Source organism: Pseudomonas sp. MAG733B (assembly GCF_036884845.1).
Taxonomy (GTDB): Bacteria; Pseudomonadota; Gammaproteobacteria; order Pseudomonadales; family Pseudomonadaceae; genus Aquipseudomonas.
The window spans coordinates 3,620,529-3,644,815 of sequence record NZ_CP145732.1 but is presented as its reverse complement, the minus strand read 5'-3'; the positions used below and the strand labels follow the sequence as shown (position 1 = coordinate 3,644,815).

The following is a 24,287-nucleotide window of genomic DNA, read 5'->3' as shown; positions in this document are numbered from 1 at the left end:
GATGCCGTTACGGACCCTTGAGACCTGGCCCCACGGCGCAATCAAACTGGACGCGGAACAAACGCAATTTGCGTTGTGGGCGCCAGATGCGTTTTACGTCAGTGTCGAACTGGAAAATGGACAATCCTTGCCGTTGTTGCCTCAGGCTGACGGCTGGTTCGTGATCAATACCCGCTGCCCGGCGGGTACGCGATATCGCTACAACATCGACGGCGAACTGGATGTGCCGGACCCGGCCTCGCGTGCGCAGGCCGGGGGCATCGACCAGCCCAGCCTCGTGGTCGATCCGCACGCCTATCTGTGGCAGCACAGCACCTGGCTGGGACGACCGTGGAACGAAGCGGTGATCTACGAGTTGCATGTCGGTGCGCTCGGCGGTTTTCAGGCTGTCGAGCAGCATCTGGCGCACCTCGTTGAACTGGGTATTACCGCGATCGAGCTGATGCCCGTGGCGCAGTTCCCCGGTGAGCGCAATTGGGGCTACGACGGGGTCCTGCCCTACGCACCCCAGGCGTCCTATGGTTCGCCCGAACAGCTCAAGCATCTGATCGACACGGCCCATGGTTGTGGTCTCGCAGTGATCCTCGACGTGGTCTACAACCACTTCGGGCCGGACGGCAACTATCTGCATCGCTACGCCAAGGGTTTCTTCCGCGAAGACAAGCACACGCCTTGGGGTGCCGCTATCGACTTCCGGCGCCGAGAGGTGCGCGACTTCTTCATAGAAAACGCCTTGATGTGGTTACTGGAATATCGTTTCGACGGTTTGCGGCTGGACGCGGTCCACGCCATCGAAGACCCGGACTTCCTTCAAGAGCTTGCACAAAGGGTTCGCAGCCAGACCGATCCGCTGCGCCATGTCTGGCTGATGGTGGAAAACGAACACAATCAGGCCAGCCTGCTGCAACAGGGTTTCGATGCCCAGTGGAACGATGACGGGCACAACGCCCTGCACGTGCTGCTGACCGGCGAAACCGACGCCTACTACGCCGATTACGCGCAAAACCCCACCGAACAACTGGCGCGCTGCCTGAGCCAGGGTTTCGTGTTTCAGGGCCACATCGATCGTCACGGCAAGCCGCGCGGCGAGCCCAGCGGGCATTTGCCACCGAGCGCTTTCATTCTGTTTTTGCAGAATCATGATCAGATCGGCAACCGCGCCTTCGGCGAGCGCTTGCATCGATTGGCCCATCCCGATGCATTGAAAGCCGCCACCGCGCTGTTGCTACTGTCGCCGATGATCCCGTTGATGTTCATGGGCGACGAGTTTGCCACCGAGCAACCGTTCCTGTTTTTCACCAGCCACCACGGTGAACTGGCGAAACTGGTGCGTGAAGGACGGCGTAACGAGTTTGCAGCGTTCAGCGCGTTTACTGATCCGCATAAGCGCGAGCAGATTCCCGACCCGAATGCGCCACAGACGTTCGAAGCATCGCGGCCCATGTTGACGGTCAACGGACCTTGCACCATGCAGGATCTGTATCGGCAACTGTTACAGATCCGCCATCGGCAGATCATCCCGCGCCTGCCCGGCACCCAGGCGCTGGATGTCGACGTGCTCGGCACAGGTGCGGTGAGCGCATCCTGGCGGCTGGGTGACGGCAGTCACTTGCGCATTGACTTGAACCTCAGCGCCACAGCGGTGCCCCATTCTCTGCCGGCCGGTGCTTCGCTGCTGTTCGAACACCCGCCGCATTCTGCCGCGCGCCTGGATCAAGGCACGCTGCCCCCGTATTGCGCGCTTGTCAGCCTCACCGCCGCAAGCCCCTTGCTACCCCTTGATGGAGAGCGCCAATGAGCGATGCGCAACTGGAAATCCTCGCCAGCCGTGCGGGCCTGGCGGTCGACTGGATCGACGCCAACGGTCGCCCGCAAAAAGTCGCGCCCTCAGTGCTGCGCAACGTTCTTACCGGCCTCGGTCATCCGGCCGGGAGTGCACAGGAAATCGATGCCAGCCTGCTCGAATTGCAGCAAGTGCAGCAAACCCGGCGCCTGCCGCCGTTGATCACCGCCGACTTCGGCGTCGGCCTCAATCTGGGGCATCACTTTGAACCGCACACGCCCTGCGAGATTCATCTGGAGGACGGTTCGCGGATCAACCTCAAACTCGACAGCGAAGCGGTGTTGCCGGGTTTGATTCCGGTCGGTTATCAGCACGTCAGCATCGACGGACAAACCTTCACCCTGGCCGTGGCCCCGGAGCGCTGCTACAGCGTCGGCGATGCCGTGGACAGCCCGATTCCGCGCACCTGGGGCCTGAGCGTGCAGTTGTACGCCTTGCGCCGCGCCGGTGATGGCGGGTTCGGCGACACCCAGGCTCTGGAGGATCTGGCGCGGGTGGCGGGTGAGCGCGGTGCCGAAGCGCTGGCGATCAGTCCACTGCACGCGATGTTCGCCAGCGACACCCGGCGCTACAGCCCTTATTCGCCTTCCAGCCGTCTGTTCCTCAACAGCCTGTATTGCGCGCCAGGAGCGATTCTCGGCGCGCGCGCGCTGCGTACTGCCATCGACGCCACCGGACTGGCGATCGAACTCAAGCATCTTGAAGAGCTGCCTTTGATCGACTGGCCCGCCGCCGCCGAAGCCAAGCATCGGTTGTTGCAAGCGCTGTACGAAGGTTTTGTGCAGGGCGAACATCCGTTGCATCCCGACTTCAGCAGCTTCCGTCACGCCGGCGGTGAAGCCCTGGAAAATCACTGCCGCTTTGAAGCGATTCAAGAGGCTCGCGCTGCGAACGGTGAAAGCCTCGACTGGCGACAATGGCCCGAGCAATGGCGCAACCCGCGCAGTGCTGCCCTGGCCGAATTCGCCGAGGAAAATGCCGGACGCATCGGTTTCTTCGTGTTCTGCCAATGGCTGATCACACGCTGCCTGGAGCGTGCACAAGCCGCCGCGCGCAGCAGCGGCATGAGCATTGGCCTGATTGCCGATCTGGCCGTCGGTGCCGATGGCGGTGGCAGCCAGGCCTGGAGTCGCCAGGATGAATTGCTCGCGTCACTCACCGTCGGCGCACCGCCGGACATTCTCAACCGCACCGGTCAGGGCTGGGGGATTTCCGCGTTTTCCCCCGAAGGTCTGGTGCGCAACGGTTTCCGCGCGTTCATCGAAATGCTCCGCGCCAATTTCGCCCATTCTGGAGGCCTGCGCATCGACCATGTCATGGGCCTGCAACGCCTGTGGGTGATTCCCAACGGCGCGCCGCCTGCCGACGGCGCCTATCTTTACTACCCGGTGGATGACCTGCTGCGCCTGCTGACACTGGAATCCCATCGCCACCAGGCCATCGTCCTCGGCGAGGACCTCGGCACGGTGCCCGATGGCCTGCGGGAAAAACTCATTGCCCGCTCGATGCTGGGCATGCGGGTGCTGCTGTTCGAGCAGGACAACACTCACTTCAAACCGATTCTCGACTGGCCGGACAACGCCTTGGCGACCACCAGCACCCATGACTTGCCGACGCTCAACGGCTGGTGGCATGGCCGCGACATTGACTGGAACGCGCGCCTCGGGCTGGTCGACGCCAATGGGGAAATCGAGTGGCGCCAGCATCGTGAACGCGAGCGCGAAGGCCTGCGCCGGGCGTTGAGCGAGGACCCGCAGAACTTTCGCGAAGAGTCTCACGAAACCGATCAGGTGCTCGACGCCAGCGTGCGTTTCCTCGGCCACACCCGTGCACCATTGGTGTTGCTGCCGTTGGAAGATGCGCTGGGCATCGAACAACAGGCGAATCTGCCGGGCACCATCGACACCCATCCCAACTGGTCGCGACGCTTGCCGGGGTACAGCGAAGCCCTGCTCGACGATCCGGACGCCGCCCGGCGCCTGGAACTGCTCGCCTGCGCGCGACTTCAGGCGGCCGAGCGTGACCTATGACTCAAGCATCCGTGCAGCCGCTGCGGGCGACCCTGCGGCTGCAATTTCATAAAGGCTTCACCCTCGACGATGCCGTGCCGCTGGTGCCGTACTTCGCCCGCCTCGGCATCAGCCATGTGTATGCCTCGCCGCTGCTGAGCGCGCGCGCCGGGTCCATGCATGGCTACGACGTGGTGGACCCGACCTCGGTCAACCCGGAATTGGGCGGCGAAGCGGCGTTGCGTCGACTGGTCGCGGCATTGCGTGCGCAGAACATGGGGCTGATCCTCGACATCGTCTCCAACCACATGGCGGTCGGCGGTAGCGACAATCCCTGGTGGCTGGACTTGCTGGAATGGGGGCGCCTGAGCCCCTACGGCGAGTTCTTCGACATTCAGTGGCATTCATCCGATCCGTTGATGGAAGGCCAGTTGCTGCTGCCATTCCTGGGCAGCGACTATGGCATTGCCTTGCAGGACGGCACCCTGCCCCTGCGCTTCGATGCGCAAAAGGGCGCGTTCCATGTCGAGCACTACGAGCATCACTTCCCGATCCGTCCTGCGGACTACGGCGAACTGCTCAAGTCCGACAACGAACAACTCAAATCACTGGCCGACCGCTTCAGCACCTTGAGCTATCAGATGGACGCTCACAGCCTGGCCAAGCCCTTGAAAGACGAGTTGCGCGAGCTGGCCAGTGATCCGCTCATGCTTCAGGCCATCGAACACAATCTAAGCGCCTACGACTCACTCACCGCCGACGGTTTCCAGCGCCTGCATAATCTGCTGGAACGCCAGAGCTACCGTCTCGCCAGTTGGCGCACGGCAGCGGACGACATCAATTGGCGGCGTTTTTTTGATATCAACGAACTGGGCGGTTTGCGCGTCGAACGCCCGGCCGTATTCGAAGCGACCCACGAGAAAATCTTCCAATTGGTGGCGGACGGCTTGATCGACGGCCTGCGCATCGACCACATCGATGGCCTCGCCGACCCTCGGGGTTACTGCCGCAAACTGCGGCGACGGGTCGACAGCCTGGCGCCGGGCCGACACCTGCCGATCTATGTCGAGAAGATCCTGGGCGAAGGTGAAGCTTTGCACCGTGACTGGTCGGTGGATGGCACCACCGGCTATGAATTCATGAACCAGTTGTCCCTGCTGCAACACGATCCCCAGGGTGAACAGACCTTGGGTGAACTCTGGCATCGGCACAGCGCACGGCCGGCCGATTTCCGCCAGGAAGCACAACTGGCGCGCCAGCAAATCCTCAACGGTTCGCTGGCCGGGGATTTTGAAAGTGTCGCCCAAGCCTTGTTGCAAGTGGCCCGGGACGACCTGATGACCCGCGACCTGACCCTCGGCGCGATCCGCCGTGCGTTGCAGGAGTTGATCGTGCATTTCCCGGTGTACCGCACCTACATCAGCCCATTGGGACGCTCCGCTGAGGACAACGTTTTTTTCCAGCAAGCCATGGACGGTGCCCGACAAACCCTTGGCGAAGCCGACTGGCCGGTGCTCGATAACCTGGCCGGTTGGCTGGGCGGCGAACCTTGGCGCAAACGCCCGGCGGGTCGCGCACGCAAACGACTCAAGCATGCCTGCGTGCGCTTTCAACAGCTCACTTCACCGGCGGCGGCGAAAGCGGTGGAAGACACGGCGTTCTATCGCTCGGCCGTGTTGCTGTCGCGCAACGATGTAGGGTTCAGCACTGAACAATTCAGCGCGCCAGTCGCTGACTTTCATCAGGCGTGCATCCAGCGCTTGGAAACGTTTCCCGACAATTTGCTGGCCACCGCCACCCACGATCACAAACGCGGCGAAGACAGCCGCGCGCGTCTGGCAGTGTTGAGTGAACGCAGCGCCTGGTATGCCGACCAGATCGGCCTGTGGCGCGCCCTCGCCCGCCCCCTGCGCAACGATGAACAACTGCCGTCGGCGGCGGATGAATTGATCCTGTATCAAGCCATTCTCGGCAGTTGGCCACTCGACCTGCGCAGCGATGATCTCCCGGCCTTGAAGGTCTACGCCGAACGCCTGTGGCAGTGGCAACAAAAAGCCCTGCGCGAGGCCAAATTGCAGAGCAGCTGGAGCGCGCCCAACGATACCTACGAACAAGCCGTCCAGGCCTTCGTCCATGGCCTGCTGCTGACACCGGAAGGCGAACTGTTGCGCTCGGCCCTGGGCAAAGCGGCGCAAGCCCTTGCCGTTCCAGGCGCACTCAACGGATTGGCGCAAACCTTGCTGCGCATGACCGTGCCGGGGGTGCCGGACCTCTATCAGGGCAACGACTTCTGGGACTTTTCCCTGGTCGATCCGGACAACCGCCGGCCGGTGGATTACGCCGGCCGCGAGCAAGCGTTGCAGCACGCGGTCGACCTTCCCGACCTTTTGGCCAACTGGCGCGACGGGCGCATCAAGCAAACCTTGATTGCGCAAGCCTTGAACCTGCGTGCAGAGCATGCCGAGCTGTTTCGGCGCGGCACTTACCAGCCGCTGGAAGTACTGGGCAGCGAGGCCGGTCGAGTGTTGGGTTTTGTCCGCGAACGGGAAGGCAAACGGGTCATCGTCATCGTGCCGATACGCTGTGCCGAACTGCTGAAAAACAGTGCCGCCCCCCACGTCAACGCGCCGCTGTGGGGCGACACCCGGGTCAAATTGCCGTTCACCGAACCCGAAGAAAATCTGAAGGGACTTTTTTCCAGCGTCGCAGTCACACAACACAAGGAGCTGATGATCAGCGCCGCGCTGGGGGACTTCCCGGTCAATCTCATTATCCAAACTACCCACACTTGAGTTCAGTTCAGGAGCATTGCGATGAGTACCGACGATAAACGCATCCGCGAGTTTGCCTATCAGATCTGGGAATCGGAAGGTAAGCCAGAAGGCGAGGAAGCCCGGCATTGGGAGATGGCGCGCAAGCTGGCCGAAGCCGAAGCCCTGGCGCCGAAAAAACCGGCTAAAGCGGCTGCCGGCAAACCCGCCGCCAGCAAAACCCTCAATGGCAAGGCCGGCGATAGCAAAGTCGCCGCGTCAAAGGCCAAAACCAAACCGGCGGCGGCCTCTGCCGTTATCCCTCCCGGGGAAAAGGCCGTGAAAAAGCCTCGCGCAGCGCGGAAACCGCCGGCGGTCTGACTTTTTCAAGCGTTGTACCGATTGACTGCGTGGCGAGTTCTCTCGCCACCGAGGGCGCGTTCGCCCGGTAAAACTGCAGGAGCACTTATGACCCGTCCAAAGAAAGACACACCAGCATCCCAAACCGAGCCCTCACGCATCCGTGAAGGACTGCCCTTTCCGCTGGGTGCGACCTGGGATGGGCTGGGGGTCAATTTCGCCTTGTTTTCCGCCAACGCCACCAAGGTCGAACTGTGCATTTTCGACGACGCCGGCGAAGTGGAGATCGAACGCATCGAACTGCCGGAATACACCGACGAGATCTACCACGGCTACTTGCCCGACGCCCATCCGGGGCTGATCTACGGCTACCGCGTCTACGGTCCGTACGACCCGGCCAACGGCCATCGTTTCAACCACAACAAGCTGCTGATCGATCCTTACGCCAAACAACTGGTCGGCAAATTGAAGTGGTCCGAGGCGCTGTTCGGCTACACCATCGGCCACCCCGACGCCGACCTCAGTTTCGATGAACGCGACAGCGCGCCGTTCGTGCCCAAATGCAAAGTCATCGACCCGGCGCACACCTGGGGCCACGACCATCGCGTCAGTGTGCCGTGGGACAAGACGATCATTTACGAGACCCACGTGCGCGGCATCAGCATGCGCCACCCTTCCGTCCCCGAGAATCTGCGCGGCACCTTCGCCGGGTTGATGGTCGATGATGTACTCGAACATATCCGTAAACTTGGCGTATCCACCGTCGAGCTGTTGCCGATCCATGCCTTCGTCAATGATCAGCATTTGCTGCACAAGGGCATGACCAATTACTGGGGCTACAACAGCATCGCCTTCTTCGCCCCCGACCCGCGTTACCTGGCCAGCGGCAAGATCGCCGAATTCAAGGAAATGGTCGCGCACCTGCACGAAGCCAACCTGGAAGTGATCCTCGACGTGGTCTACAACCACACCGCCGAGGGCAATGAACAAGGCCCGACCCTGTCCATGCGCGGCATCGACAATGCCTCCTACTACCGCTTGATGCCTGACGACAAGCGCTTCTACATCAACGATTCCGGCACCGGCAATACCCTCGACCTGAGCCACCCGTGCGTGCTGCAAATGGTCACCGACTCCCTGCGCTACTGGGCTTCGGAAATGCACGTCGACGGTTTCCGCTTCGACCTGGCGACCATTCTCGGGCGCTATCACGACGGCTTCGACGAGCGTCACAGTTTCCTCGTGGCCTGTCGTCAGGACCCGGTGCTGCGGCAGGTCAAGCTGATTGCCGAGGCTTGGGACTGCGGCCCCGGCGGCTATCAGGTCGGCAACTTTCCGCCCGGTTGGGTGGAATGGAACGACAAGTTTCGCGACACCGTGCGCGCCTTCTGGAAAGGCGACGACGGCCAATTGGCGGACTTCGCCAGCCGCATGACGGCGTCCGGCGAGATGTTCAACCAGCGCGGCCGGCGCCCTTACTCATCGGTGAACTTCGTAACCGCTCACGACGGTTTCACGCTCAACGATCTGGTGTCATACAACGACAAACACAACGAAGCCAACGACGAAAACAATCAGGACGGCAGCAACAACAACCTGTCGTGGAACCACGGGGTCGAAGGCCCTACCGACGACCCTGAGATCACCGCCCTGCGCCATCGACAAATGCGCAATTTCTTCGCCACCCTGCTGCTGGCCCAAGGCACGCCGATGCTGGTGGCCGGCGATGAATTCGCCCGCACCCAGGACGGCAACAACAATGCCTATTGCCAGGACAGCGAGATCGGCTGGGTCAACTGGGACCTGAGCGAGGACGGCAAGGCCCTGCTCAAGTTCGTCAAGCGTCTGATCAAGCTGCGCCTGGCCTACCCGATCCTGCGCCGTGGGCGTTTCCTGGTGGGCAATTACAACGAGGACATCGGTGTCAAGGACGTCACCTGGCTCGCGGCGGACGGCACCGAGATGACCACCGAGCATTGGCATGACGCACACAATCGCTGCCTCGGCATGCTGCTCGACGGTCGTGCCCAGGAAACCGGCATCCGCCGCAAAGGAGCCGACGCCACCCTGTTGCTGGTGGTCAACGCCCATCACGACATCGTCAACTTCCAGCTGCCGGAAGTGCCTGACGGCGGGTTCTGGACCTGCATGATCGACACCAACCAACCGTCGATTCGCGGCCAGGAACGCTTCGAGTTGGGCCACGAGTACTCGGTCACCGGCCGTTCGCTGCTGTTGTTCGAATTGCAGCGAGAGGAAGACGAATGAGCTGAACCGCAGGCTTGTCAGATAAAAAAACACTTCGGATCAAGCTCAGAGGCGACGGATAGCGCTTCATGAGCAATACTCGATGCGCGGCATTCCAGGGTTCGGAGTGCCGCGAAGGGCTAACAACCCGTCCTCACGGGTCTGCCGGGCTTGCCTGCAGCAAGCATTGCGCACGACTGAAGGCGAAACGAAACAAGGACGTCACCCATGAAACCTGTTTCCATCAGTGAACACAGCCTGCCAGCACAGATCTGGAACAGCGCCCCGCAACTGGACAATATTCCGGTTATCAACACACAGTCGCTGGTCCCGCCCGGTGCTCGTGCCGTGGTGATCGCCCCGCATCCGGGCGATGAAGTGGTGACCTGCGGCGGACTCCTGCAATTACTCAGCGCCATGGGCCATCCGCTGCAATTGATTTCGGTAACCGACGGCAGTGCCAGTCATCCGGGATCACAGCAATGGTCGGAGAAACGCCTCAGCGTGTTTCGCTCTCAGGAAAGCGTTGAAGCCCTGCGCCGGCTCGGGTTACCGATGCACAGCCTGAAATGGATTCGCGGCGGCTTCACCGACAACGCCCTGGCCGAGCATGAACAGGCATTGACCCGCTTCATCGCCCGCTACCTGCGGCCCGGCGACGTGGTGTTCAGCACCTGGTCCGAAGACGGTACCCGCGATCACGACGCCGTCGGCCGTGCCAGTGCCGCCGCCGCAAACATCGCCGGTGCCGACTTCAATGAAGTGCCGGTCTGGGCCTGGCACTGGCCGACGCGCGACCGGGATTCGATCCCCTGGCACCGTGCCCGCAAGGTTCGCCTGGACACCTGGACCGTCGCGCGCAAAAGCCACGCGACCCATGCCTACGCCAGCCAGCTCGACGGTGAACCGGCGATCGGCATCGCCCCGCTACTGCCACGGATCCTGCTGGAACGAATGCGCTTGCCGTATGAAATTGTCTTCATCTGAATTGATCACAATCCAGTATGTGGGAGCGGGCTTGCTCGCGAAGACGTCAGCACAGTCAACACTGATGTCGTCTGAAACACCGCTTTCGCGAGCAAGCCCGCTCCCACACTTGATCGGTGCCTATCCTGAAGTCACTCAAACTGAACTGCCCGCCCCAGGATCAGTCGCATAGATAAGCTTGCCTTGATTCAGAGGAGTGAAAGTGACCAGTACTTCCAAGCCGCAGGCGGTCGAATCAGTACCGTTGGACAAACCACCGGCCATCCATCGACTGCGTGTGCTGACCGTCAATACTCACAAGGGATTCACCGCGCTCAACCGCCGATTCATCCTGCCGGAGCTGCGCGAAGCGGTACGCAGCACCTCGGCGGACCTGGTGTTTTTGCAGGAAGTCGTCGGCGAACACGATCGGCATTCCTCGCGCTACAACGACTGGCCACAAACCTCGCAATACGAGTTCCTGGCCGACAGCATGTGGAGCGATTTCGCCTATGGCCGCAATGCGGTCTATCCCGACGGCCACCACGGTAATGCGCTGCTTTCGAAATATCCGATTCGCGAATACCGCAACCTCGATGTTTCCATCACCGGCCCCGAGCGCCGCGGGCTGCTGCATTGCGTGCTGGACGTTCCGGGGCACGCCGAGGTCCATGCGATCTGCGTGCATTTGAGCCTGCTGGAAAGTCATCGGCAGTTGCAGCTTCAATTGCTCTGCCAGTTGCTCGAATCCCTGCCCGACGATGCACCGGTGATCATCGCCGGCGATTTCAACGACTGGCAGCTGCAAGGCAATGCCGCCCTCGCCCGTCGCGACTACCTGCACGAAGCTTTTGAACGCCATCACGGCCGCCCCGCAAAAACCTACCCTGCGCGTTTTCCACTGCTGCGCCTGGATCGCATTTATCTGCGAAATGCCAGCAGCCATGAGCCGAAAATACTCGGCAGCAAACCCTGGACGCATCTGTCGGACCATCTGCCATTGGCGGTTGAAGTGCGGCTGTGAGGTTGGATTTTTTTTAAATCGGGACCGACTTACCTGTTATTTATGACAGTAGCGACACCCAAATACCGCTGTTAGGCTGCTGACGTCCGTGCACCATTGATCGTACGGGCATGCGACTCACAGTGGCCGTCGTTGCCGAAGGTTCTCGATTTACGGGTGTTTACCTTCATGACTCTGTCTAGCAACCCGCACTGCCGAGGGTGACTGATGCCTCAGCCCAGTCACCGCCCCCAACGCGGAGACGAGCATGACTTTTTCGACAGATCTGCCCAAGTACCGCTACAGCGCCTGTGCTTTTTCCCTCTGGCTTTGTGTCGGATGGTCATCCTCCTCCCAAGCCGCCTGCACCCTTACCCCGACCGCCGGCAACGACACCTTCACATGCGATAGCGCCAGCAGCGGGCCGTTGACCGATCTGGCGGGCAACAACACCCTGAATCTGCCCGCCAACGGCACCGGAACGATCAATGGCGACGTGACGTTCGGTGCAGGCACTGACACGATCAACATGGATTCCGGTCGTATCGTGGGCATCGTGGATCAGGGGGATGGCGCCGATGTCTTCAACATCAGCAACGGCCAGGTCACCGGTCCCGTCAACCAGGGCAATGGCATCGACAACTTCACCATGAGTGGTGGCAGCATCGGGTCCCTGGCCCAGGGCGACAATCGTGACTTCTTCCGCATGACCGGTGGCACGATTGTCGGTGCCTTCGAGGACGGTGACACCGCCACGATGACCGGAGGCACCATCGGCCGGGTCGACATGAAACTCGACAACAACCTGTTCGACCTGTCCGGCGGGCAGATCCTCGGCAACCTGGTCACCGGTTTCGGCACCGACACCATCATCGTTTCCGGGGGCAGGATCGGCGGCAACATCAGCGTCAGCGGCGGCAACGACAGCATCACGGTGACCGGCGGCGAGATCGTTGGCGAGGTCCGTGCCAGCACCGGCAACGACACCTTCGTGTGGGATGGCGGCGGCATTATCCGTTCGCAAATCTTGCTGGAAGACGGCAATGACAGTGCAACCCTGCGCAATCTCGGCGAGAGCACACTCGCCCAGACACCCAGCCTCAACGGCAGCACCGGCATCGATGTGCTGACCTTCGACCGCACCACAACCGCGGGGGCCGGGCGCTACGTCAATTGGGAAACGGTCAACCTGAACAACGGCTCTCAGTTCGATCTCGCCGGTAACTTCGTTCTCGGTGACGGCACCAGCGGCACCGGCGTATTCAACATCGACGGCAGCAGCGTTCTGACGTCCACCCAGGGCAGAATCACGCCTTTCACCGCCGGCCAACGCGCTACCCTGAACAACGCCGGGATCATCGATCTGAGCGGTGGCAATACCAGCGACATGCTGACGGTGCAGGGTAATTACGCAGGTAATGGCGGACAGTTGTGGGTGCAAAGTGCGCTGGGCGATGACAGTTCACCGAGCGACAAACTGGTGGTCAACGGCGGAACGCTCACAGGCACCACGGCCATTACCGTGAGCAACCTGGGTGGCGCCGGCGCGGAAACCTTGCAGAACGGCATCCAAGTGGTTCAGGCCCAAGGCACGGCCGTCAGCAACAGCGACGCCTTCAGCCTCAAGGCTCCGGTATCGGCCGGAGCCTATGATTACGTCCTGTACAAGGGCGGTGTCACGGTCGGCAGCGAAAACAGTTGGTATTTGCGCTCGGCTGCCGTGGCAGTGCCGCTGGTTGCGGTGCCCAACCCCGACCCGACGCTGCCGCCGATTCTGGTGCCGCTGGTAGCCACGCCAGTGGCGGCGGCCGGCAGTCCGTCGGTGCCGGTTCCTGCACCGGGCTCAGCACCGATCCCCTTGTATCGTCCGGAAGTCCCGACCTGGTCAGTGTTGCCGCCAGCAGCGGCGCAATTGACCATGACCGCCCTCGGCACCTTCCACGATCGCCAGGGCGATCAACGTCTGCTGACCGAGACCGGATCCTTCGGTGCAGGCTGGGGCCGGGTCTATGGCAAGAACTACGAGCAAACCTGGGCCGGCACCGTGACACCCAGGGTCGACGGTTCGCTCAATGGCTTCCAGGTCGGCAACGATCTTTTTGCTTCGCAATTGGCAGGCGGGCAAACCCAGCGCAGCGGTTTCTTCGTCGGCCACAGCCGCTTGAAAGGTGATGTCGACGGTTTCAATCAGGGCTTCGAAGACAAACGCGCCGGCAAGGTCGAGCTTGAGGGCGACAGCCTCGGCGTCTATTGGACAATCACCGATCCCGGCAATGCGTACATCGATGCGTTGGCAATGCACACCTGGCTTTACGGTGGCAGCCATTCCGATCGAGGTCTGAAGATCGACAATGACGGGCATGCCCTGACCCTTTCAGTGGAGGCTGGCTATCCCTTCGCGATGGCGAACAACTGGGTCATCGAACCCCAGGCGCAAATCATCCACCAACAGATTGATCTCGACAGTCAGGACGACGGTGTTTCCCGGGTGTCCTTCGATTCCGATCCGGCCTTGACCGGGCGCTTCGGCGCTCGCCTCAAAGGTCGCTACGACGTCAGCGGCCTGCCACTGGAACCCTACTTGCGCGCCAACCTGTGGCACACCTTTACCGGGACTGACACGGTCACTTTTGCCGGAACCACCGACATCGACACCGAGCAAAGGACTTCATGGGCCGATCTAGGTATCGGCGCGATCCTGACCCTCGCCCCCAGCGTCAGCGTGTACGCCAACGCCGACTACAGCAGCAATATCGACAGCAATCAGCAGCGAGGAATGGCCGGCAACCTGGGTATCAGGCTGAGCTGGTAACTCCGAGCAATAGCTCTAGCCCGCGAGTTTTTTGACGAATTTTCCAATAAACAAGAACTTAGGGATGCGTCGTAAATCAGGCACTTATAGAAGCAAAAATAGCCCTACCATTTATCGGCCATTTTCTTGACGCAGTGGCAGGGGTCTTCTTGACTTCACGGTACTACCCCCGGAAACACAATCAGGGGCAAGCCCCCAAGACACCCGCGAACACGGGCGGCCCCCGGCTTGCCTCCATACATTCGGTCGCCCCTCGTTCGGGGTAGGAGAGACGCCAAGGCAAGTACGGCACGCGATTGCAAGGTAGCCCCGCCATGAGAACTTCACTCACCCAACAAGAGATCAAAGTCACTTTTTGCACTGTCTCGAGTTCACTCTTGCTGTGCTCCTCCATGGAAGTACAGGCCCAACCGGCCGAGGAAGAAGTAACGCCCTGGTATCGCCAGGACATTCCCGTGCTTACCCTGCCTGCTCTCGACACCACCTACCCCGGCCGTTTCAGCCCCAACCCCGACATACGAAGTAGCCACTTCACCACCGAAGACGCAACGCCCTATGCCTGGGATCAGATTTACGGACAGGCGTCACGCCAGGCGCAAACCGACGCCCTCGCCCAAGGCTTTACCAACTTCGGTTCAGGCGAACTCAAAGGCCCGGCGATCCTGACCCTGCAAAGCACCAGCGGCCATACCCAGCGAGTCGGCCTGATTGGCGGCACCAACCAGATTCAGGGCAACAGCAATGGCCTGGTGACCAATCGCGGCATGTCCGACCCGAACACCGACACCCTCAACCTGCAAGGCCAAAGCCTCGGCGCCTACTACAGTCTGACCGGCCCACAAGGCTGGCACGTCGATCTGTCGGCCAGCGGTGGCCGGGTCAACGGTGTCAGCCGCAACGATCAAGGCGCGCGGCAAATTACCGAAGGCAGCGCGGTGACGCTGTCGGTCGAAGGCGGCTTCCCGATTGGCATCAGCGAGAACTGGGTAGTTGAACCGCAAGCACAATTGATCAACCAGCGGATCACCCTGGACACCCCTTACGCGGGCTCAGCCAATGCGTCCTCCAGCGACTTGACGTCGTGGAGCGGTCGGGTCGGTGCCAAATTGAAAGGGAGCTACGACATCAACGGCCTGCCCGTCGAACCCTATGTGCGGACCAACTTGTGGCACACGGTGTACACCGGTAATACCGTGACGCTCGATCAGGTCGACAAGATCAGCAGCAGTCGCAACTCTTCAACGGTCGAGTTGGGATTGGGGCTGGTGGCAAAGGTCACGCCGACCGTGAGCCTGTACGTCAGCGCCGATTACAGCAGTGATGTGGATGACAATGATCTGAACGGGATCATTGGCAGCCTGGGTGTGCGGATGCGGTGGTGAGGAACAGACCTCAAGAGTTGTATTGACTGGGCTGACGCCATCGCGGGCAAGCCTTGCTCCTACAGGTATTCGGCGTTTTTGCCTTTGTAGGAGCATAGCTTGTTCGCGATCAGCGGTCTGGGATCATCCCTCCGGACTGAGCATCAACACCGCCAACGGCGGCAAATTCAGCACCAGCGACAACGCCTGCCCGTGGCTCGGCGCTTCTTCGGTAAACGCCCCGCCACTGTTGCCGTAATTGGAACCGGCATAGGTCGCCGAATCGCTGTTTAGCAACTCGGTCCAGCGCCCGGCAAACGGCACGCCGACCCGATATGCCTCACGGGGCACCGGGGTGAAGTTGGCCACTACCAACACCGGCCGCCCCTCCTTGCTCCAGCGCAGCCACGCATAGACGCTGTTGATCGCATCGTCGCCGATCAACCACTGGAAGCCTTGCGGCACATCGTCCTGCTCGTGCATTGCAGGCTCTTCGCGGTACAGGCGATTGAGGTCGCCCACCAGTTTCTGCACGCCTTTGTGTTCGGAGTATTGCAGCAAGTACCAGTCCAGTTGCTGGTCGTGGTTCCACTCGCGCCACTGACCGAACTCGCAGCCCATGAACAACAGCTTCTTGCCCGGATGCGCCCACATGAAACTCAGGTAGGCCCGCAGGTTGGCGAATTTCTGCCAGCGGTCGCCGGGCATTTTGTCGATCAGCGAATGCTTGCCGTGCACCACTTCGTCGTGGGAAATCGGCAGGATGAAACGCTCGGACCAGGCGTACACCAGACCGAAACTCAGCTCGTTGTGGTGATGCGCGCGGTACACCGGGTCTTGCTGGATGTAGTGCAGTGAATCATGCATCCAGCCCATGTTCCATTTGTAGGCAAAACCGAGGCCGCCCTGTTGCGTGCTCTGACTGACGCCCGGCCACGCGGTGGACTCTTCGGCAATCACCAATGCGCCCGGCGCTTCGAGGGCGACCACATCGTTGAGATGACGCAGGAAGTCGATCGACTCAAGATTTTCCCGACCGCCATGGCGGTTCGGCACCCACTCGCCGGCCTTGCGCGAGTAATCGCGGTACAGCATCGACGCCACGGCATCGACCCGCAGGCCATCGACGTGGAAATGCTTGAGCCAGTGCAGAGCCGAGGCCAGCATGTAGCCGTGCACCTCGGTGCGGCCGAGGTTGTAGATCAGCGTGTCCCAATCCTGGTGAAAGCCTTCCTGCGGGTTGCCGTATTCGTACAGTGCCGTGCCGTCGAACTGCGCCAGGCCATGGGTGTCGGTAGGAAAATGCGCCGGCACCCAATCGAGGATCACGCCGATTTCGGCCTGGTGACACGCGTTAACGAATGCCGCGAATTCATCCCCCGTGCCGTAACGGGCGCTGGTGGCGAATTGCGAGAGCAACTGATAACCCCACGAACCACCGAACGGGTGTTCCATGACCGGCATCAGTTCGATGTGGGTGAAGCCCAGCTCTTTGACGTAAGGAATCAGCCGCTCGGCCAATTCGGGCCAGGTGTACTGGCGAGCCACTTCGCCAAGGTCGTCCAGTTCGCATTGCCAGGAACCGGCGTGTAATTCGTAGATCGACAACGGCGCGGTCGGGCGGTGACGTTCGCCTCGGGACAGCATCCAGTCCTGGTCCTGCCAGTCGATCTTCAATGGCGAAGCGACTTTCGACGCGGTGTCCGGTGGCAGGCTCGTGGCCAGCGCCATAGGGTCGGCCTTCAGCGGCAGAATCCCGTCCTTGCCGAGAATTTCGTATTTGTAGGCTTCGCCCGCTTGCAGGCGTGGAATGAACAACTCCCAGACGCCGGTCGGGTGGCGCAGGCGCATCGGATGACGGCGACCGTCCCAGACGTTGAAGTCACCGACTACCGATACTCTTTTGGCATTTGGCGCCCATACGGCGAAGCGCACACCGTCGACGCAGTCCACGGTCATCAACTGTGCACCGAGGGCGCTGCTCAGATCCCGGTGATTGCCCTCGGCGAACAGGTACAAATCCATGTCGCCGAGCAATGGGCCGAAGCTGTAGGGATCTTCGGCGGTTTGTTCGCCACCGGCCCAGCGGGTCCGCAGCAGATACGGTTGCGCCCGGTCGAAGTGCCCGACGAACAGCCCCGGTGTCTGGGTCGCCTCAAGGTTGCCTAGCTCTTCCCCGGATTCCTTGGCCACCACCTGCACGCTCAGGGCGTCCGGCAGATAGGCACGAATGAATTGCCCACCGGCACCGTCGCCGTGGGGGCCGAGAATTGCAAAAGGGTCGTGATGCTCGGCACGCACCAGTGCGTCGATATCGCGCGCCCTGGGTAGCAGCGCTTCTTTGTGATGATGACCCTGTTCCTTGTTCGAGAAACTCATGACTACTCTCCACCAAGATCGGAAAAGGGTTTAAGCCCACTCAATAATCCATATAAACCGTGCAACGGCACGGGCAGCCAGGTGGGACGATTTTCCGCCTCATAGGCCACTTCATAAGCCGCCTTCTCCAGGCCGAACAACGCCAGTGCGGCGTCCTCGCCTTCGGGATCTTGCCACGCATGGCCAAGCGTAGCTGCCGCCAGCCGATAAGCGTCGACAAATGCCTGTTTTGCTTCACTCAAATAACGATCCGCCACTCGCTTGCGAGCCGCCTGTGCCTGCGCCGTGTTGTCGACGTTGTGCACGTTGATGGTCATCGCCGCCGCATAGTCGAAGGAACGCAATACACCGCTGACATCCTTGTACGGGCTGTGCTTGCCCCGGCGTTCGTGCAGCGGTCGCGCCGGTTCGCCTTCGAAATCGATGAGGTAGGCATCGCCCTTGATCACCAGTACCTGGCCAAGGTGCAAGTCGCCATGCACGCGAATCCGCAGGCCACCCGCAGTCTTTTTGCCCAACTCCTGCACGTGACTAAGAATGGCTTTTTTGTTGTCCAGTAAACGGCTGACCAGGGTTTTGTCCGCCGGGTTCAGTTCGTTTTGATGCTGTTTGAGCAACTTCAGCGCATGCTCGATCTGCGCCGCCACATCCTTGGCCGTCGCCAGCGCATCTTTTTGCGTGGTGTTTTGCGGTTCGAAATCAGGGTTGTTGCTCGGCGCTGCAAGCACTTGATGCATTTCGCCCAGGCGCTGGCCAAGCATGGCCGCGAAATCCTTCAGCTCGCCAAGCGCGTTGTAGTGCTGGTCCTGATCGGACATCGCGTCCGCCAGCTCGTCGCGCAACGCCCGTTCCAGGTTGTTCTGGGTCCACTCCCAGGCATCGCCCTGATTGCTCAGGTAACCTTGGGCGATCATCAGCAGGTTGTCTTCGCCCGCCGCATCCCGACGCACCACCGCACCCAGCAGCGGCGAGATATTGCCGAACCCGGCGCTGGTCAGATACGCGCTCATTTCCAGTTCCGGGTGCACACCCGAGGCGACTTTGCGGATCAGCTTGAGCACCAGGCTGTTGCCGATCACCACCGAGCTGTTGGATTGCTCGGCGGACAGGTAGCGCACTTCCGACTCTGCCGTCAGGCCCAGTTTCGCCAGTTCAGCCGTCGGCTCGAAACGGATCTCGCCGCCATCGGAAGGCAATACCCGGTTTTCGTGCATTCCTTGCAACACCGTGCGGATAAAGTTCTCCAGGCTGAAGGCATCGGTGATCAAACCGACCTGCGGCCCACGGCGCACCCGTGACAGCGCCAGTTGTTGGGGCAATGCCGCGCCAACCTGATCTTCGGCAATAAAGCCGAACGGCAGTTGATAGCGGCTGGTCTGGCCGCCGCTGGTGACTTCGATTTCACTCAACAGCACCGGATGCTGCGCATCACCGAAACGCACACCGTAGGCCAGGTTGACTTGCTCGATAGCCGCGTCCTTGCCGGCAAACCAGCGGCGGTTCTGCAACCAGTTCGGCAGGATGCCCTGCTCCAACGTATTTCTGGACGGCGATTCCAGCAGTTCTTCCATGCGTTTTTTCAACACCAGCGTGGTGAAGTCCGGCAGGCTTTGCGCCGGTTCCACGTGCCAGCTCGGCATCTGGTTCTCGGCGGCGAGGCCGAACCAGTAGAACCCGTAAGGCGCCAGGGTCAGGAGGAAATTCAACTGGCCGATGGGCGGGAATGCGTTACCGCCGAGCATTTCCACCGGCACCATGCCGACATAAGCGGACAGGTCGAGTTCCACTGCCTGGGCGCTACGCGACACGTTGGCCACACACAGGATGATTTCGTGTTTGCCGTCAGGCCCGGTGTATTCGCGGGTGTAGGCGAGAACCCGGCGATTGGTCGGCGACAGCATTTTCAGCGTGCCGCGACCGAACGCCTTGGACTGCTTGCGCACGGTGAGCAGACGTCGGGTCCAGTTCAAAAGCGAATGCGGATCGCCGGACTGGGTTTCGACGTTGACCGACAGGTAACCGTATTGCGGGTCCATGATCGGCGGCAGGACCAGGCTGGCCGGATCGGCGCGGGAGAAACCGCCGTTGCGGTCAATCGACCATTGCATCGGCGTGCGCACGCCGTCGCGGTCGCCGAGGTAGATGTTGTCGCCCATGCCGATTTCATCGCCGTAATACATTGTCGGCGTGCCGGGCATCGACAGCAGCAAACTGTTGAGCAACTCCACCCGGCGACGGTCACGCTCCATCAGCGGCGCCAAGCGCCGGCGAATCCCCAGGTTGATCCGCGCCCGACGGTCGGCCGCGTAGTAATTCCACAGGTAATCGCGCTCTTTGTCGGTGACCATTTCCAGCGTCAGTTCATCATGGTTGCGCAGGAAAATCGCCCATTGGCAGTTGGCCGGGATTTCCGGGGTCTGGCGCAGGATGTCGGTGATCGGGAAGCGGTCCTCCTGGGCCAGCGCCATGTACATGCGCGGCATCAGCGGGAAGTGGAAAGCCATGTGGCATTCGTCGCCGTTCAGGCCCTTTTTGTCGGTGTCGCCGAAATACAGCTGGGTGTCTTCCGGCCATTGATTGGCCTCGGCCAGCAGCATGCGGTCGGGATAGTTGGCGTCGATTTCGGCGCGGATCTGTTTGAGGACGTCGTGGGTTTCCGGCAGGTTTTCGTTGTTGGTGCCGTCACGCTCGATCAGGTACGGGATCGCGTCCAGGCGCAAACCGTCGATGCCCATGTCGAGCCAATAGCGCATCACCGACAGCACCGCTTTCATGACCTGCGGATTATCGAAATTCAGGTCGGGCTGGTGGGAGTAGAAACGGTGCCAGAAGTACTGACCGGCCACCGGGTCCCAGGTCCAGTTGGATTTTTCGGTGTCGAGAAAAATGATCCGGGTGCCGTCGTACTTCTGGTCGTCATCGGACCACACGTAGAAGTCCCGCGCCGCCGAACCTTTCTTGGCCTTGCGTGCGCGCTGAAACCACGCGTGCTGATCCGAGGTGTGGTTGATAACCAGTTCGGTGATCACTCGCAAGCCGCGCTTGTGCGCCTCGGCGATGAAGCGCTTGGCATCGGCCATGGTCCCGTAGTCGCTGTGCACGCCGCGGTATTCGGCGATGTCATAGCCATCGTCGCGGCGTGGCGAGGGATAGAACGGCAAGAGCCAGATGGTGTTGACGCCGAGGTCGGCGATGTAATCGAGTTTGGCGATCAGGCCGGGAAAGTCGCCGATCCCGTCGTTGTTGGAGTCGAAATAGGATTTGACATGAACTTGATAGATCACCGCGTCCTTGTACCAGAGCGGGTCCTTGATGAAGGTGGCTGCCTTGGGTTTCTTCGCCATTGGAAACTCCTGTTGAATTCGAATATGCCGCTGAGCCGATCACCGCTCTCAAGTGCGATGAGATCCATGTGGGAGCGGGCTTGCTCGCGAAGAGGGAGTGTCAGTCGACGAGGATGCTGCCTGTCCTGCCGCCTTCGCGAGCAAGCCCGCTCCCACACTTGAGGCACCTTTCTTTAGGCGGTAATCCTCCAGATCCCGAACGGCTGATACGCCGGGTCGATCCGCATGAACTGGTACTTGCCGTGCCACGTCCAGCGATGGCCGTTCATCAAGTCTTCGCCCTGGGTGCTGGCGTCGTCCGGCAAACCCATTTCCCACAGCGGCAATTCGAAGTTCGCCTCCTGCACGTTATGCGGATCGAGGCTGACCGCCACCAGGATAAAATTGCTGCCGTCGGCGCTACGCTTGCCGAAGTACAAAATGTTGTCGTTCCAGGCGTTGTAGATTTTCAGCCCCAGATGCGTGTGCAGGGCCGGGTTCTGCCGGCGGATACGGTTGAGCTGGGCGATCTCTGCAATGATGTTGCCGGGTGCAGTGAAATCCCGGGGGCGGATCTCGTACTTCTCGGAGTCGAGGTATTCCTCTTTACCCGGCACTGGTGCCGACTCGCAAAGTTCGAAACCGGAATACATGCCCCACAGGCCCGAACCCATGGTCGCCAGCACCGCGCGAATCAGAAAGCCGGGGCGTCCCGAATCGTGGAGGAATGCCGGGTTGATGTCGGGCGTGTTGACGAAGAAGTTCGGCCGGTAGCATTCACGCCACGGTGACTCGTTGAGTTCGCTGAAATACGTGGCCAGTTCGTGTTTGGTGTTGCGCCAGGTGAAATAGGTGTAGCTCTGGGAATAACCGACCTTACCCAGCCGCGCCATCATCGCCGGCGTGGTGAACGCTTCGGCGAGGAAAATCACGTCAGGGTAAAGCGCCCGCACATCGGCGATCAGCCATTGCCAGAACGGCAACGGTTTGGTGTGCGGATTGTCGACGCGAAACAGCTTCACGCCCTCCTCGACCCAACCAACGACGATGTCGCGCAATTCGACCCACAGGCTCGGAATCGCATCGGCGGCATAGAAATCGACGTTGACGATGTCCTGGTATTTCTTCGGCGGGTTTTCCGCGTATTTGATCGTGCCGTCGGGACGCCAATTGAACCAGCCCGGATGTTGCTTGAGCCAAGGGTGGTCCTGGGAACACTGGATGGCGAAATCGAGGGCGATCTCCAGGCCATAGTCCTTGGCCGCCGCCACCAGCCGACGAAAGTCTTCGCGGGTGCCGAGCTGTGAATGAATCGCCTCGTGCCCGCCCTCTTCGCTGCCGATGGCATACGGGCTGCCCGGATCATCCGGCCCGGCTGTCAGGGAATTGTTCGGGCCTTTGCGAAAGCTGCGGCCGATCGGATGGATCGGGGGAAAGTACAACACGTCGAAACCCATGTCCTGAATCATCGGCAGCCGTGAATGCACGTCGTTGAAGGTGCCATGGCGGGCCGGATCGTCAGTGATCGAACGCGGGAACAATTCGTACCAACTGGCGAACTGCGCGAGCTCTCGCTCGACGTCCACCGGGTACTCGGGACTGAGACTGAGGTAGGCGCGGTGATCGGCCAGGGCCATCAGTTCGGCGCTACGCTGGTGCAGAAACAGCGCAATCTGCTCGGTTTCGAGCAGGCCCGACAATTCATGATGCAGTGCTGCCAACTGTTCACTCAGTTGCCCTTCGCTGCGTTCGGCGGCTTGTTGCACGTGAAGGCGGCCTTCCTGCAATTCCAGGCTGACCGGCACCGCGGCGGCGTGCTTCTTTTCCAGTTCATAACGAAAACTGGCGAACTGGTCGATCCAGGCTTCGATGCAAAACACATGACGGCCCTGGTTCACCACGCGAAACCGGCCCTGCCAACCGTTGTTGCCCAGGTCGTTCATGGCTTCGCTTTGCCAGACCTCATCACCCTCGGACCGCCAGCGAATGCGCACGGCCAGTTTGTCGTGCCCATCGGCAAACACCTTGCTGGTGACCACCACGTCCTCGCCCACCACGGCCTTGACGGCGAACTGCCCGCCATCGAGGATCGGCATGGTGTTTTCGATCACGATGCGCGGCAGCAATAAAGCCTGCGACAGTGGAATGTGCGGGTTGTAACTCAATTCATTCGGTTTTTCAGCCGTCATCGAGCATCACTCCTGTACGCCCCAAGGACGCTCTTGTGTCTGGTTGTCACCCCGTCAGGCAATCCGCCCCGGAATGAACTCACTTAGGTTCCGAGCGACGGGCACCGGGAAAAGTTCATCGGCATTTGGCTGGAATCAAATCCCTTGCACAGCGGTCAATCAACTTAAGCACGACTCACGCCATGTGCCACTGGAGGCAGGAAGATGAACAATCCATTCCCGGCTGAAACACCCGATCCAAACATCGACAACCCGGTGATTCCACCGACCGATCCGCAGCCCGTGCCCGAACAAGACCCGCCGGGCATCCAGCCACCGCCACGGGAAGAACCGCCGACGACCATGCCACCGGTGATTGTTGCGCCGGAATGAAGACAGTTGATCGTTCCCACGCGTTTTGTAGGGAACGATCTGATCTGCTAATCCTTGCCGTCGTCCTGCCCGTTTTTTTCGAACAGGCTCACGATCCGCGGCATCACCCCAAGTATCAGCAGCGCCAGCAACGTACTGAGCACCGCCGTCGCCTCTTTTCCCAGCCCGGCAGAGACGCCGATCGCGGCGGTCATCCACATGCCGGCCGCCGTGGTCAGGCCTTTGACGTGGCCTTCATCGCCCTCCTGGTTTTTCAGGATGGTGCCGGCGCACAGAAAGCCGATCCCGGCGATCACACCCTGTATGACCCGACTCATCGCGTCGGCCTGCGAACCCGACATCTGCGGCACCAGCACAAACAGCGCCGCGCCGATCGCCACCAGCATGTGGGTACGCACCCCCGCAGCCTTGCCTTTGTGCTCGCGCTCGAAACCGAGAATCCCGCCCAGGACGGCCGCCATCAACAGGCGCACGGTGATGCGGGTCAGTTGCGAGGCATCGCCGATATCGGCGAATTCCGCTTGCAGGGTCACCCAGACTTCATGCCACCAGGCGCTCATGGTGCTGTCCTTTTGAAGTACTCGCGAAGGGTCATGGAGGATGGACCGCGTCGACCATTAATCGGTTGCACAGAACGATGGCCGGTACAGACGCCCTAACGTTTTAATACCCG

The 24,287-nt window shown here is 60.9% G+C and carries 14 protein-coding genes and 1 pseudogene; 10 read left to right on the top strand and 5 right to left on the bottom strand.

Going from position 1 to position 24,287, the window contains the following annotated elements; genetic code table 11:
• Window position 1: 1 nt before the first annotated feature.
• From treZ to V6Z53_RS16795, 9 genes are all read left to right on the top strand, one after another.
• On the top strand, window positions 2-1,798 hold the full coding sequence (gene treZ / locus V6Z53_RS16835; RefSeq protein ID WP_338580728.1) for a malto-oligosyltrehalose trehalohydrolase: 1,797 nt from the start codon (window positions 2-4) through the stop codon (window positions 1,796-1,798).
• On the top strand, window positions 1,795-3,873 hold the full coding sequence (gene malQ, locus V6Z53_RS16830) for a 4-alpha-glucanotransferase (RefSeq protein ID WP_338580727.1): 2,079 nt from the start codon (window positions 1,795-1,797) through the stop codon (window positions 3,871-3,873). Before treZ ends, malQ begins: the two co-directional genes overlap by 4 nt.
• On the top strand, window positions 3,870-6,644 hold the full coding sequence (locus V6Z53_RS16825; protein WP_338580726.1) for a malto-oligosyltrehalose synthase: 2,775 nt from the start codon (window positions 3,870-3,872) through the stop codon (window positions 6,642-6,644). Before malQ ends, V6Z53_RS16825 begins: the two co-directional genes overlap by 4 nt.
• 21 nt (window positions 6,645-6,665) lie before the next feature.
• Entirely contained in the window at window positions 6,666-6,983 is a 318-nt protein-coding gene (locus V6Z53_RS16820; protein WP_338580725.1) for a DUF2934 domain-containing protein, read from the top strand.
• 87 nt (window positions 6,984-7,070) lie between these two features.
• Window positions 7,071-9,230, top strand: coding sequence for a glycogen debranching protein GlgX (glgX, locus tag V6Z53_RS16815; RefSeq protein WP_338580724.1), 2,160 nt, complete (start codon window positions 7,071-7,073; stop codon window positions 9,228-9,230).
• Window positions 9,231-9,437: 207 nt separating this feature from the next.
• On the top strand, window positions 9,438-10,196 hold the full coding sequence (locus tag V6Z53_RS16810; RefSeq protein ID WP_338580723.1) for a PIG-L family deacetylase: 759 nt from the start codon (window positions 9,438-9,440) through the stop codon (window positions 10,194-10,196).
• 202 nt (window positions 10,197-10,398) lie between these two features.
• On the top strand, window positions 10,399-11,199 hold the full coding sequence (locus V6Z53_RS16805; RefSeq protein ID WP_338580722.1) for an endonuclease/exonuclease/phosphatase family protein: 801 nt from the start codon (window positions 10,399-10,401) through the stop codon (window positions 11,197-11,199).
• 247 nt (window positions 11,200-11,446) lie between these two features.
• A complete protein-coding gene (locus V6Z53_RS16800; protein ID WP_338580721.1) occupies window positions 11,447-13,990 on the top strand; it encodes an autotransporter outer membrane beta-barrel domain-containing protein in 2,544 nt (847 codons plus the stop codon).
• Window positions 13,991-14,304: 314 nt separating this feature from the next.
• Window positions 14,305-15,372 (top strand): autotransporter outer membrane beta-barrel domain-containing protein, encoded by a 1,068-nt coding sequence (locus V6Z53_RS16795; RefSeq protein ID WP_338580720.1) that lies wholly within the window; start codon window positions 14,305-14,307, stop codon window positions 15,370-15,372.
• Between the two features lie 123 nt (window positions 15,373-15,495).
• Here the strand turns inward: V6Z53_RS16795 and glgB are convergent, their stop codons facing one another.
• The 4 genes and pseudogenes from glgB to V6Z53_RS16775 form a co-directional block, all read right to left on the bottom strand.
• Window positions 15,496-17,730: a 1,4-alpha-glucan branching protein GlgB gene (gene glgB, locus V6Z53_RS16790; RefSeq protein ID WP_338580719.1), complete on the bottom strand. Its 2,235-nt coding sequence runs from the start codon at window positions 17,728-17,730 to the stop codon at window positions 15,496-15,498.
• 2 nt (window positions 17,731-17,732) lie between these two features.
• On the bottom strand, window positions 17,733-21,074 hold the full coding sequence (gene treS, locus V6Z53_RS16785) for a maltose alpha-D-glucosyltransferase (RefSeq protein ID WP_338580718.1): 3,342 nt from the start codon (window positions 21,072-21,074) through the stop codon (window positions 17,733-17,735).
• Window positions 21,075-21,143: 69 nt separating this feature from the next.
• A pseudogene (locus tag V6Z53_RS16780) lies at window positions 21,144-21,266 on the bottom strand (metal ABC transporter ATP-binding protein); the annotation flags it as partial.
• Complete coding sequence (locus V6Z53_RS16775) at window positions 21,248-23,242, bottom strand: alpha-1,4-glucan--maltose-1-phosphate maltosyltransferase (protein WP_338580717.1); 1,995 nt, start codon at window positions 23,240-23,242, stop codon at window positions 21,248-21,250. The pseudogene V6Z53_RS16780 and the gene V6Z53_RS16775, both read right to left, overlap by 19 nt.
• Before the next feature lie 204 nt (window positions 23,243-23,446).
• Between V6Z53_RS16775 and V6Z53_RS16770 the strand changes: the two genes are divergently transcribed.
• A complete protein-coding gene (locus V6Z53_RS16770) occupies window positions 23,447-23,614 on the top strand; it encodes a hypothetical protein (protein ID WP_338580716.1) in 168 nt (55 codons plus the stop codon).
• A 47-nt stretch (window positions 23,615-23,661) separates the two neighbouring features.
• Here the strand turns inward: V6Z53_RS16770 and V6Z53_RS16765 are convergent, their stop codons facing one another.
• Entirely contained in the window at window positions 23,662-24,174 is a 513-nt protein-coding gene (locus tag V6Z53_RS16765; protein ID WP_338580715.1) for an MgtC/SapB family protein, read from the bottom strand.
• Window positions 24,175-24,287 lie beyond the last annotated feature (113 nt).

Excerpts from the sequence above, each read along its gene's own strand:
- V6Z53_RS16825 (WP_338580726.1), top strand. The coding sequence starts at position 3,870 with ATGACTCAAGCATCCGTGCAGCCGCTGCGGGCGACCCTGCGGCTGCAA.
- V6Z53_RS16795 (WP_338580720.1), top strand. The coding sequence starts at position 14,305 with ATGAGAACTTCACTCACCCAACAAGAGATCAAAGTCACTTTTTGCACT.
- treS (WP_338580718.1), bottom strand. The coding sequence starts at position 21,074 with ATGGCGAAGAAACCCAAGGCAGCCACCTTCATCAAGGACCCGCTCTGG.
- V6Z53_RS16800 (WP_338580721.1), top strand. The coding sequence starts at position 11,447 with ATGACTTTTTCGACAGATCTGCCCAAGTACCGCTACAGCGCCTGTGCT.
- V6Z53_RS16775 (WP_338580717.1), bottom strand. The coding sequence starts at position 23,242 with ATGACGGCTGAAAAACCGAATGAATTGAGTTACAACCCGCACATTCCA.
- V6Z53_RS16820 (WP_338580725.1), top strand. The coding sequence starts at position 6,666 with ATGAGTACCGACGATAAACGCATCCGCGAGTTTGCCTATCAGATCTGG.
- V6Z53_RS16765 (WP_338580715.1), bottom strand. The coding sequence starts at position 24,174 with ATGAGCGCCTGGTGGCATGAAGTCTGGGTGACCCTGCAAGCGGAATTC.
- glgB (WP_338580719.1), bottom strand. The coding sequence starts at position 17,730 with ATGAGTTTCTCGAACAAGGAACAGGGTCATCATCACAAAGAAGCGCTG.
- V6Z53_RS16810 (WP_338580723.1), top strand. The coding sequence starts at position 9,438 with ATGAAACCTGTTTCCATCAGTGAACACAGCCTGCCAGCACAGATCTGG.
- malQ (WP_338580727.1), top strand. The coding sequence starts at position 1,795 with ATGAGCGATGCGCAACTGGAAATCCTCGCCAGCCGTGCGGGCCTGGCG.
- V6Z53_RS16770 (WP_338580716.1), top strand. The coding sequence starts at position 23,447 with ATGAACAATCCATTCCCGGCTGAAACACCCGATCCAAACATCGACAAC.
- glgX (WP_338580724.1), top strand. The coding sequence starts at position 7,071 with ATGACCCGTCCAAAGAAAGACACACCAGCATCCCAAACCGAGCCCTCA.
- treZ (WP_338580728.1), top strand. The coding sequence starts at position 2 with ATGCCGTTACGGACCCTTGAGACCTGGCCCCACGGCGCAATCAAACTG.